Below are 11,361 nucleotides of genomic sequence, written 5' to 3'. Positions count from 1 at the left end.
CGGCGCCCCACTGTCTCTGACCGCCGCCCCCCCCCCCCCCTCCCCACCGCCCCCCCCCCCCGGGCCCTGGTGCGTTCCCCCGGGTGACAGCCGTCTCAGATACTAGGAAATCCAAGTATTCGTGCAGACACGGCCGGGGCGGGGTCGTACCGTGGAAGGGCCATACGGTGTGCCGCCCCTGTAGCCAGGGTGTGCGGCCCGTGTGCGCGTGCGCCCCCACGGGCAGGCGACCCCTGCCCCCGCGCGTACCTCTCCCACCCCCTGCCGCGCTTGCCCGCGCGCCGCTTCCAAGGAGCCCGGTATGCCCACCACCGCCGACCGCCACGCCACCCCCGCCCCCGCCGCCACCCCCGTCCGCGCCCCGCGCCGCCGCCGGGCCAGCGAGCGGAACCCCTTCGCCGCCGCCGCGCTGCAGCGTTCGCTGGACCGCCGGGACAACGGCGGCGCCACCGGGCACAGCTGAGCGCGGCCGCGGCCGGCCGGTGCCGCCGGTCGGTGCCACCGACCGGACCGCCGATCGGCGTTGATCGGCCTACTGAGCCGACCGGGCTGACGCTGCGTCACTCCATCGGGTGCGAACCGGACCCGTTCGAGGGAAGGCGCTCGCGCCCGTCATCGCGATCATCCTAATTTGGGGCCCCCGGAAGGGTGATCGACGTCCGCGTGGGCGGGCGTCTGCGACACGGCGTGCGGATCAGTCCCCCTCCCGGGGGAGAGCCACCAGTGCGTCTGCCACCCGTCCGCCGACCGGTCGCCCGGATCGGCCTCACCCTGGTCCTGCTGGCCGCCGGAGCTGCGCTCGCCGCCACCCCGGCCGCGGGCGGACCGCCCAGCGCCGGGCCACCCAGCGCAGGACCACCGGGCCGGACGGCCTCCGTCCTGCTCGAACTCGACACCGAGGCGGCCGGACCGGCCTGGCGCAGCGCCGCCGACGGCGCCCGGCGGGCCCGGCGCTCGCCGGACGCCGTCCGCCGGGAGGCCGCCCGGGCGGGCGCCGCCCAGCGCTCCCGGGCCGGGGACGCGCTCGACCGGCTGGCCGGGGCCGTCCACCGGTCGGCGCCCGCCGCCCGCGAGCTCTACCGCACCCGCACCCTGCTCACCGGCCTGGCGGTCAGCCTCCCCGCCGACCGGCTGCCCGCCCTGCGGGCGCTGCCCGGCGTCCGGGCCGTCCACCCGATCGTGAACAAGCAGCGCGACAACGCCTACTCCGTCCCGCTGACCGGAGCCCCCCAGGTCTGGTCGGGCGACACCGCGCCGGACGGGAACACCGGCCGGGGCGTACGGATCGGCATCATCGACAGCGGCATCGACTACACCCACGCCGACTTCGGCGGCCCCGGCACCGAGGAGGCCTTCCGCTCCGTCGAGCGCGGCAAGCCCGCCCCGGCCGCGCTGTTCCCCAACGCCAAGGTGGTCGGCGGCAAGGACCTGGTCGGCGACGACTACAACCCCGACCCGGCCGCCCCCAACCACCAGCCGGTGCCGCACCCCAGCGACAACCCGCTGGACTGCGTGCGCAACGGGCACGGCACCCACGTCGCCGGGACGGCCGCCGGGTACGGCGTCACCGCCGACGGCCACCCGTACGCCGGCCCGTACCGGCCCGGGCTCGACCCGGCCTCGTTCCGGATCGGCCCCGGCGCCGCCCCCGGCGCGCAGCTCTACGCGATCCGGGTGTTCGGCTGCGACGGCTCCACCGACCGGCTCGCCCAGGCCCTCGACGTGGCCGCCGACCCGAACGGCGACGGCGACCTCGGCGACCGGCTCGACGTGGTCAACCTGTCGCTCGGCAGCCGCTTCGGCAGCCCCGACGACGCCGACGCGCTGGCCGTCGACCGGCTCGCCGAACTGGGCACCGTGGTGGTCGCGGCGGCCGGCAACGAGGGCGACGTGTACGGCATCGGCGGCAGCCCCGGCACGGCCGTGCGGGCGGTCACCGTCGCCGCCTCCGTGCACGGGCACGCCGACGTGGACGGCATCACCGTGCTCGCCCCCACCGCGCAGGCCGGGGTCGTCCCCGGCCACTGGAGCGAGCGCTACCAGGGCTGGAGCACCACCGAGGTGACCGGCGGGCTCGCCGTGCCCGCCGACCAGGCGGACGGCTGCACCGAGTTCAGCGCGGCCGACCAGCAGCGCCTCAAGGGCCGGATCGCGGTGCTCACCTGGAACACCCGCGACCCCGACCGGGCCTGCAACTCCGGCCCGCGGGCCGACCACGCCGCCGACGCCGGGGCGATCGGCGCGCTCTACGCCGCGGACAGCGACCACCTGGCCGAGATCTCCGGCAACGACCGGATCCCGGCCGTCCTGCTCGGCCGCGCGGACGGCGAACGGCTGGTGAAGGCCGCCGCCGACGGCGACGTCCGGGTCCGGCTCGCCGCGCCCGGCAATCCGCTGCACGGCTCCGTCGCGCGGAACCAGCCGGCCCGGGTCGACACCCTCACCGACTTCACCTCCCGGGGCATCGGCCTGCCCGGCGTGGTCAAGCCCGACCTCGCCGCCCCCGGGGAGACCATCTGGTCCGCCCTGGTCGGCAGCGGCACCGGCGGCCAGCGCGAGAACGGCACCTCGATGGCCACCCCGCACGTCGCCGGACTGGCCGCGCTGGTCCGCGCCGCCCACCCGGACTGGCCGGTCGAGCAGGTCAAGGCCGCCCTGATGAACACCAGCACGGACACCTACCTGGGCGACGACCGCAGCGGGCCGGTCTACGGCCCCGAGCGCACCGGCGCCGGGCGGGCCCGGGTCGACGGAGCGGTCCGCACCCCGGTGGTGGCCTACGCGGCGGGGGAGGGCGCGGCGCCGGGCGGCGTCGGGGTCTCCTACGGGCCGGTCGAGGTCGGCGGGCCGACCGCCCTGGTCCGCGAGATCGAGCTGGCCAACCACGCCTCCGCGCCGCTGAGTTACCGCACCGGCTACGCGGCCGCCACCGAACTGCCGGGCGCCGCCTTCGAGGTGAGCCCGGCGCGGGTGGAGGTGCCGGCCGGCGGCACCGCGCGGGTGCGGGTCACGCTGTCCGTCCCGGGGCGGCTGGGGCGCACGCCCGATCCGACCATCGACACCGAGCAGGGCGGCCGGGCCCGCAGCTACCGGGGCGAGCTGTCCGGCCGCGTGCTGCTCAGCCCGGTCACCGACGGGGCCCTGCCGCAGCTGCGGGTCCCGGTGTTCGCCGCCCCGCGCCCCACCGGCGACCTCGGCGTCACCGCCTCCGCCCGGACCCCCCGGGACGGCACCCTGGTCACCCTCGGCGGCAGCGCCGCGCCGGGCGCGGCACCCGGACTGGTCAGCGCCTTCGCCCTCGGCGGCGAGGGCGCCCGCTGGCCGGACTGCCGACCCGGCGACGGCAAGGCCGTCGGCCCCGGCGCGGGCGTCCGGCCCGAGGACGCCGGGGAGTCGGCCGAGCCGCCCCAGGAACTCTGCGTCGAACACCCCGGCGACCGGGTCGCGGACCTGCGGGCCGTCGGCGCGGCCGCCGACTCCGACCTGCTGTACGTGGGAGCCCGGCTGTGGGCCCCCGCGGCCACCCCGGTCGGGCTGTACGGGGTGCGGGTGTCGCTGGACACCGACGGGGACGGCGTCACCGACGTGATCCTCAAGGCCGACCGGCTGCGCGGCAGCGACGTCCTGGTCTCCCGGGCCCTGGACGCCCGCACCGGCGCCGAACTCGACGTCCAGCCGCTGAACGCCCGCTGGGGCGACACCGACACCGAGCTGCTGGACAGCGACGTGGTGGTGCTCCCGGTCCGGCTGGGCGCCCTGCCCGGCGTCGGGCCCGGCCACAGCACCGTCCGGTACGGGGTCTGGACCGGCGTGGCCGCCTCCGGCACGCCCGACCCGGCCGACTCCTTCTCCTCGATCGGCCTGCGCGGCACCCGTCCGACCGTCCCGCTGGACGTCCTGCACCCGGCCCTCACCGTGCGGTCCGGCCTCGCCGGTCCGGTCGCGATGGTCACCCCGGCGGGCCCCGGCACCTTCCTCGACGTGCACCGCGCGCCCGGCGACGGCTCCCGGCTCCTGCTGCTCTACCACCTCAACCCGGCGGACCGCCGGGCCCAGGTGCTCGACCTGCCGTGACCCGACGCTAGGGAGGGCCCGAGGGGCGGGCCCCCCCCCCCGGCCGCGCCCGCGGCGTGTCTCATCGCGGCCCTCTCTGGCCGGGGTGGGGGGGGGGGGGGGCGGGCGCCCCCCCCCCCCCGCCGCCCCCCCCCCCCCCCCTCGCCCCTGTCCGCCCCTGGCGTCGTCCGCTCAGTCCCGTGCGGCCAGTCGGCGTTCGCGGCGCGGGACGCGGGTGGGGCGGCGGGAGAGCCGGGCGAAGACCGCGACCAGGACGAACACGGCGGCGGTGCCGGAGGCGACGGTGAGGCCCTCGGTGAGGCCGGGCGGGCGGAACGCGCAGGAGACCCGGCCGGCGCCGCCGCCGAGCGGGACGCCGATCATGCCGAGGACCGGGGTGGGCACCACGCGGGCGCCGCCGTCGACGGCGCAGGTCCAGCCCTCGGTGGCGGGGACGGAGAACAGCGCGGTGCCGGTGGAGCCGGCCGGCAGGGCGGCGGTCAGGGTGTGGCCGCCGGCCTCGACCCGGGTGGCGCCGGCGGCGGTGAGCCGGGTGACGGCGGCCGCCAGGGCGTCGGCCCGCAGGCAGCCGATCGGGCGGGCGGGGACCTGGCTGACCACGTCCGAGCGCAGGGTCACCCGGACCGTGCCGTCGGCCGGGACGGTCCCCAGCCGGTGCACGGGCACGGCCGTGGTGGGCTGCTCGCCGTCGCTGCGGAAGTCGGTGCCCAGGCCGCTGACCGTGCCGCGGTACCAGAGCGGGTGGACGTACGCCGTCGAGCCCGGGGTGCAGGCGGCCGTGAACACCGTGCCCTCCGCACCGCCCGGCACCGACCAGCCGCTGGTGCCGTGCAGGGTGGGCGCCGGGCCGCCGGCCGGGACGGGCAGCGGGGCGTCGTACACCTGGCTGCCGAGCAGCGACTCCTGGCGGGACCAGACCGAGGAGGTGGCCGTCCGGGCGCCCGGCGGCAGCACGGTCACCAGGGGCGGCGCGGGGGCCCGGACGGCGGTGAAGCCCGGGGGCCGCGGTGCGTCGTCCAGGTGGGCGCCGACCCCGAACAGCGCCTGGCCGACCGGGTCGGTGACGCCCCCGGTCTGCCGCCCGCCGGCCGTCCAGCCCGCGCCGAGGTCGTGCAGCAGCAGGGCGGCGACGGTCGGCAGGTAGCCGCTGGAGTAGCCGCCGCCCTGGCCGTTCAGCAGCAGCGGGTCGTTGGGGGTGAAGGCGTGCGGGCCGGGGTCGCTGCGCAGGTCCGGCCAGTCGGCGCCGGCCCGCACTGCGGCGTGCCCGGCCCGGACGGCGGCGGGGGAGACGCCGTCGTCGGGGGCCGCGCCGAGCGCCGCGTACCCGGACCAGACGGCGTTGCCGAGCACCGCGCCGCCGATCACCCAGGTGGCCAGCGCGGTCACCTGGCGGTCGGTGTGCCGGCGGTCCAGCGCCGCGAGCGCGGCCAGCAGGACGGCGCCGCCGACCCCCAGCAGCACCCAGGTGGAGGCGTGCACCGAGCCCCGGGCCGCCGCCAGCGCGGCGATCGTCGCGGTCAGCGCGGCGCCGCCCAGCAGGGTCACCCGGTCCGGCCGGTGCGCGAGCGACACCCAACCGGCCAGCACCAGCAGGCCGCTGAGCACGAAGGAGACCCGGTACGGCCCGCCGGCCGGGATCGCCAGGCCGTGCCAGACCAGCACCGTCGGGGTCCAGACGAAGCTCAGCACCACCAGCAGCAGCGCCGCGCACCAGACCGCCCGCTCGCGGACCCGCACCCGGCGGTTGAACGGCAGCCCGCACACCAGCAGCAGGCCGAGCACCCCGATCGCCACGTCCGGAAGCGGCCGCCCGCCGGTGATGGCGGGCAGCAGCTGGGCGAGGTGCCCGTCCAGTCCGGACGGGCCGAGCGGCTGCACCGGGGACTCCGGCTGGGCGCCGCGCGCGGCCCGCACGGCGACGAACAGCACGGGGGCGGCGAGCAGCACCCCGGCGGTGGTCAGGGTGACCGCCCGCCCGGTCGCCCGGACCCGGTGCCGGAACGGGCGCGGGGTGGCGAACAGCCGTACGGCGAACAGGAGTCCGGCGATCAGGGTGGCCAGCGCCGCGGTGTAGAGGTTGCCCGCCCAGGCGAGCGCCACGCACAGCGCGCCGGCCACCCAGCGGCGCTCGTGCAGGCACCAGTCCCCGACCAGGCCGAGCAGCGGCAGCGAGACCAGGCCCCACAGCCACATCGGCGCCCCGCCGCCGATGTCCAGCACCCAGGCGCAGAGCCCGTACCCGACGGCGGCGAACACCCGCAGCCACCGGGGGCCGGGGTGCAGCCGGCCGAGCAGGTGGGCCATCAGGGCGGTGCCGAGGCCGATGGTGGCCAGGGCGACCAGGAAGACGGCGAGGTGCCCCTGGTCGCGGGGGAGGAGCGCGGTCGGCCAGGAGAACGGGTTCATCAGGTAGGCGAAGAAGTCCGCCAGGAACGGGACGCCGTAGCCGCTGTTCCAGTTGAACAGCAGGTCCCCGGTGGCCTGCCCGTGCAGCAGGTCCCACAGGTGCGCGTGGTACGGCACGGCGATCGCGTCGGCCCCGCCCGGCCACCGCCCGCGCACCGCCGCCGCCAGCGCGAAAGCGCCCGTCGCCAGCCCGGCCGCGGCCCCGCAGACCAGCACCTCCCGCCGCCGTTCGGCCTTCACCCACGCGCCCCGTTCTGCCAGGAATCCCGGACCCCGCCACCCTAAGCGCGCCCCCGGCGCACCTCCCGCCACCCGCGCCCCCTCAAAGGGGTGACGCGCCGTCGGGAAGCCCCGGGATCCTCCGTACGAGTCCGCATGCTGGACGTGAGGTGTCAGCCCCTGGGACGGCGGAGTAGGGTCCGAGCATGTCTCGCACCATTCGTCTCGCAGTTGTCCCGGGTGACGGCATCGGCCAGGAGGTGGTGGCCGAAGGCCTCAAGGTCCTCGGCGCCGTGCTCCCCGCCGACGTGAAGCTGGAGACCACCGAGTACGACCTCGGGGCCCGGCGCTACCACCGGACCGGGGAGACGCTGCCGGACGACGTGCTGGCCGAGCTCAAGGCCTTCGACGCGATCCTGCTCGGCGCCATCGGGGACCCGAGCGTCCCGTCCGGGGTGCTGGAGCGGGGGCTGCTGCTCAAGCTGCGGTTCGCCTTCGACCACCACATCAACCTGCGGCCGGGCCGGCTCTTCCCCGGGGTCGCCTCCCCGCTGGCCGGTCAGCCGGCGATCGACTTCGTGGTCGTCCGCGAGGGCACCGAGGGCCCGTACGTCGGCAACGGCGGCTCGCTGCGCACCGGCACCCCGCACGAGGTGGCCACCGAGGTCAGCCTGAACACCGCGTACGGCATCGAGCGCGTGGTGCGCGACGCCTACCGCCGGGCCCAGGCGCGGCCGCGCAAGAAGCTCACCCTGGTGCACAAGAACAACGTGCTGGTGCACGCCGGGCACCTGTGGACCCGGATCTTCGCCGAGGTCGGCGCGGAGTTCCCCGAGGTCACCACCGACTACCTGCACGTCGACGCGGCCACCATCTTCTTCGTGACCCAGCCGGAGCGCTTCGACGTCATCGTCACCGACAACCTGTTCGGCGACATCCTGACCGACCTGGCCGCGGCCGTCACCGGCGGCATCGGCCTGGCCGCGAGCGGCAACATCAACCCGAGCGGCGAGTTCCCGTCCATGTTCGAGCCGGTGCACGGCTCGGCGCCGGACATCGCCGGCCAGGGCAAGGCCGACCCGACCGCCACCGTGCTGTCGGTCGCCATGCTGCTGGAGCACCTCGGCTTCGCCGCCGAGGCCGCCCGGGTGGAGGCCGCCGTCGCGGCGGACCTCGCCGAGCGCTCGGGCGCCCGGTCCACCTCCGAGGTCGGCGACGTGCTCGCCGAGCGAGTAGCCGGCTAGGCCGGCCGGAACCCGAGCGGATCCGGCCGGCCGGGCCGCTCCGCATAACCGCAGCTTGCAGCTCCCCAAGGAGCGGGCAGCTGTTCGGCACGGCCCTCTGGATGCGAGTATCGACAGTGGGCCGTGCCGTTGTGCGTTCGTTCCGGCGTTGGAGAGCCGTAACGTTCCTTCGGCGGTGGCGGCCCGAACGAACCCCACGGTGAAGGAAACAGCCATGAGCACGCCCACCCAGGCGCCCATCACGTTCGACCTCAAGCCCTCCGCCCACCCGCTGTCGGCAGCGGAGCGCCAGGCCCGGCTGACCAACCCTGGCTTCGGCCGCGTCTTCACCGACCACATGGTCACCGTCAGCTGGACCGAGGGCCGTGGCTGGCACGACGCGCAGCTGGTCCCGTACGCGCCGGTGGAGATGGACCCGGCGAACATGACCCTGCACTACGGCCAGGCGATCTTCGAGGGCCTCAAGGCCTACCGCCAGGCCGACGGCTCCATCGCGACCTTCCGCCCCGAGGCCAACGCCCTGCGCTTCCAGGCCTCGGCCCGCCGTCTGGCGATGCCGGAGCTGCCGGTGGAGGCCTTCGTCGAGGCGGTCGAGCTGCTGGTCCAGCAGGAGCGGGCCTGGGTCCCGAACGAGCCGGAGCAGAGCCTCTACCTGCGCCCGTTCATGTTCGCCACCGAGGTCGGTCTGGGCGTCCGTCCGGCGAACTCCTACCTGTTCATGATCATCGCCTCCCCGGCCGGCGCCTACTTCCCGGGCGGCGTCAAGCCGGTCTCGGTCTGGCTCTCCAAGGAGTACGTCCGCGCCGCGCCCGGCGGCACCGGCGCCGCCAAGTGCGCGGGCAACTACGCGGCCTCGCTGGTCGCCCAGGCCCAGGCCGCCGAGAAGGGCTGCGACCAGGTGGTCTGGCTCGACGCCGCCGAGCACCGGTGGGTCGAGGAGATGGGCGGGATGAACCTGTACTTCGTCTTCGGCGAGGGCGCGGACGCGAAGATCGTCACCCCGGAGCTGTCCGGCGCCCTGCTGCCCGGCATCACCCGCGACTCGCTGCTCCAGCTCGCCGCCGACCTGGGCTACGCGGTCGAGGAGCGGAAGATCTCCACCGACGAGTGGCAGCAGGCGAACGCCGACGGCACCCTCACCGAGGTCTTCGCCTGCGGCACCGCCGCCGTCATCACCCCGGTCGGCTCGGTGAAGTCCGCGGCCGCCGACTGGACCGTCGGCACCGGCGAGCCCGGCCCGGTCACCATGGAGCTGCGCAAGGCCCTGCTGGCCATCCAGGGCGGCCAGCGCCCCGACACCCACGGTTGGCTGCACAAGATCGTCTGATCCCACGGACGCCGGGCACCCCCTCCGGCCTGCCCCGTTCCGCATCGCGAGACGGGCGGGCCGGATCCCGGAGGCTGTGCCAAGCTACGGGCGTGTCCTCGCTTTCGCTGATTATTGGCAGCAGGCGCGCCGGTCCGCAGTGACCGCTCCCGCACGACCCGATGCGGAGCGACCACGAGCGTCCAGACCCGCGCGCAGACCTCTCGCACCCGCGAGGGGTCTTTTTGTTTCCTCGGACCGGCCGACGGCCCCCACAAGGGGCCCGGGGACACCGGGGCCGCGCGCGGGATCCTGGACAGTGGAGCCGGGACGAGAATCCGGCAGAGCAGTACGAACCTCCCCGAACGGAGAACCAGGGGTCATGACCGAGGTCAGCCGTACCGACGACAGCTTCCACGTGTTCGACACCACCCTGCGCGACGGCGCACAGCGCGAGGGCATCAACCTGACGGTGGCGGACAAGCTGGCCATCGCCCGGCACCTGGACGAGTTCGGGGTCGGCTTCATCGAGGGCGGCTGGCCCGGGGCCAACCCCCGGGACACCGAGTTCTTCGCCCGCGCCGCCGCCGAACTGGAGCTGCGCCACGCCCGGCTGGTCGCCTTCGGCGCCACCCGCCGGGCCGGCGGCAAGGCCGCCGAGGACCCGCAGCTGGCCGCGCTGGTCGCCTCCGGCGCGCCGGTGGTCACCCTGGTGGCCAAGGCCCACGACCGGCACGTCGAGCTGGCGCTGCGCACCACGCTGGACGAGAACCTGGAGATGATCCGGGACAGCGTCGAGTTCCTCCGCGGCCAGGGCCGCCGGGTCTTCCTCGACTGCGAGCACTTCTTCGACGGCTACCGGGCCAACCGCGAGTACGCCCTGGCCGTGGTGCGCACCGCGCACCGGGCCGGCGCGGACGTGGTGGTGCTGTGCGACACCAACGGCGGGATGCTGCCGGCCGGCGTCCGGGACACCGTCGCGGACGTGATCGCCGCGACCGGCGCCCGGGTCGGCATGCACGCCCAGGACGACACCGGCTGCGCGGTGGCCAACACCCTGGCCGCGGTGGACGCCGGCGCCACCCACGTGCAGTGCACCGCGAACGGCTACGGCGAGCGGGTCGGCAACGCCAACCTGTTCCCGGTGGTCGGCGCGCTGGAGTTGAAGTACGACCGCCGGGTGCTGCCCGAGGGCCGGCTGGCCGAGATGACCCGGATCTCGCACGCGATCGCCGAGCTGGTCAACCTGGCCCCGTCCACCCACCAGCCGTACGTCGGCTTCTCGGCCTTCGCCCACAAGGCCGGCCTGCACGCCTCGGCGATCAAGGTCGACCCGGACCTGTACCAGCACACCGACCCCGAACTGGTCGGCAACACCATGCGGATGCTGGTCTCCGACATGGCCGGCCGGGCCTCGGTGGAGCTCAAGGGCAAGGAGCTGGGCTACGACCTCTCCACCGACCGCGACCTGGCCGGCCGGGTGGTGGCCAAGGTGAAGGAGCAGGAGAACCTCGGCTACACCTACGAGTCCGCCGACGCCTCCTTCGAGCTGCTGCTGCGCGACGAGGTGCGCGGCAGCCGGGACCGCTTCTACCGCCTGGAGTCCTGGCGGACCATCAGCGAGCAGGGCCCGGGCGGGGTCTCCGGCAACGAGGCCACGGTGAAGCTGTGGGCCAAGGGCGAGCGCCGGATCGCCGTCGGCGAGGGCAACGGTCCGGTCAACGCGCTGGACCAGGCGCTGCGGACGGCCCTGGAGGGCACCTACCCGCCGCTGGCCACCTTCGAGTTGGTGGACTACAAGGTCCGCATCCTGGAGGGCCAGCACGGCACCGGCTCCAAGACCCGGGTGCTGATCGAGTCCACCGACGGCACCGCGAGCTGGTCCACGGTCGGTGTGGCCGACAACGTGGTCGCCGCCTCCTGGCTGGCCCTGGAGGACGCGTACACCTACGGCCTGATCCGGGCCGGGCTGGAGCCGGAGGAGCGCTCCGAGCCGTCCGCCTGACCGCTCCCGGCCCGACGGCGGCCCGCCGGACCCCTGGCTCGTAGACACATCTCCCACCCCACCAGACCCAAAGAAAACGAGGTGTACCTCTCCAGCGGAGACAGGAA

General features: G+C 75.8%; 6 protein-coding genes. 5 read left to right on the top strand and 1 reads right to left on the bottom strand.

Annotation, left to right across the window (positions count from 1 at the left end):
- Positions 1-301 precede the first annotated feature (301 nt).
- Both ACFWXO_RS43600 and ACFWXO_RS43595 read left to right on the top strand, forming a co-directional pair.
- Positions 302-463 (top strand): hypothetical protein, encoded by a 162-nt coding sequence (locus ACFWXO_RS43600; protein ID WP_380532377.1) that lies wholly within the window; start codon positions 302-304, stop codon positions 461-463.
- Between the two features lie 260 nt (positions 464-723).
- Positions 724-4,074 carry a S8 family serine peptidase gene (locus ACFWXO_RS43595; protein WP_380532375.1) on the top strand — a complete coding sequence of 1,117 codons (3,351 nt, stop codon included), beginning with the start codon at positions 724-726 and terminating at the stop codon, positions 4,072-4,074.
- A gap of 171 nt (positions 4,075-4,245) precedes the next feature.
- On the opposite strand, the gene ACFWXO_RS43590 is transcribed toward ACFWXO_RS43595, so the two are convergent.
- Positions 4,246-6,720, bottom strand: a complete 2,475-nt coding sequence (locus ACFWXO_RS43590; RefSeq protein WP_380532372.1) for a YfhO family protein — start codon at positions 6,718-6,720, stop codon at positions 4,246-4,248.
- 185 nt (positions 6,721-6,905) lie between these two features.
- Here ACFWXO_RS43590 and ACFWXO_RS43585 point away from each other — a divergent pair, with 185 nt between their 5' ends.
- The 3 genes from ACFWXO_RS43585 to cimA all read left to right on the top strand — a co-directional run bounded on the left by ACFWXO_RS43585 (position 6,906) and on the right by cimA (position 11,254).
- Positions 6,906-7,943, top strand: coding sequence for a 3-isopropylmalate dehydrogenase (locus tag ACFWXO_RS43585; protein WP_375897202.1), 1,038 nt, complete (start codon positions 6,906-6,908; stop codon positions 7,941-7,943).
- 214 nt (positions 7,944-8,157) lie between these two features.
- Positions 8,158-9,270, top strand: a complete 1,113-nt coding sequence (locus ACFWXO_RS43580; RefSeq protein ID WP_375897203.1) for a branched-chain amino acid aminotransferase — start codon at positions 8,158-8,160, stop codon at positions 9,268-9,270.
- A 361-nt stretch (positions 9,271-9,631) separates the two neighbouring features.
- Positions 9,632-11,254, top strand: a complete 1,623-nt coding sequence (gene cimA / locus ACFWXO_RS43575; protein ID WP_375897205.1) for a citramalate synthase — start codon at positions 9,632-9,634, stop codon at positions 11,252-11,254.
- Positions 11,255-11,361 lie beyond the last annotated feature (107 nt).

This window comes from Kitasatospora sp. NPDC059088 (genome assembly GCF_042738155.1).
Classification (GTDB): Bacteria; Actinomycetota; Actinomycetes; order Streptomycetales; family Streptomycetaceae; genus Kitasatospora.
This window is presented reverse-complemented; position numbering and strand designations above follow the sequence as displayed.

Bases quoted from the DNA above. Each gene is read 5' to 3' on its own strand.
- ACFWXO_RS43600 (WP_380532377.1), top strand. From the start codon at position 302: ATGCCCACCACCGCCGACCGCCACGCCACCCCCGCCCCCGCCGCCACC.
- ACFWXO_RS43580 (WP_375897203.1), top strand. From the start codon at position 8,158: ATGAGCACGCCCACCCAGGCGCCCATCACGTTCGACCTCAAGCCCTCC.
- cimA (WP_375897205.1), top strand. From the start codon at position 9,632: ATGACCGAGGTCAGCCGTACCGACGACAGCTTCCACGTGTTCGACACC.
- ACFWXO_RS43585 (WP_375897202.1), top strand. From the start codon at position 6,906: ATGTCTCGCACCATTCGTCTCGCAGTTGTCCCGGGTGACGGCATCGGC.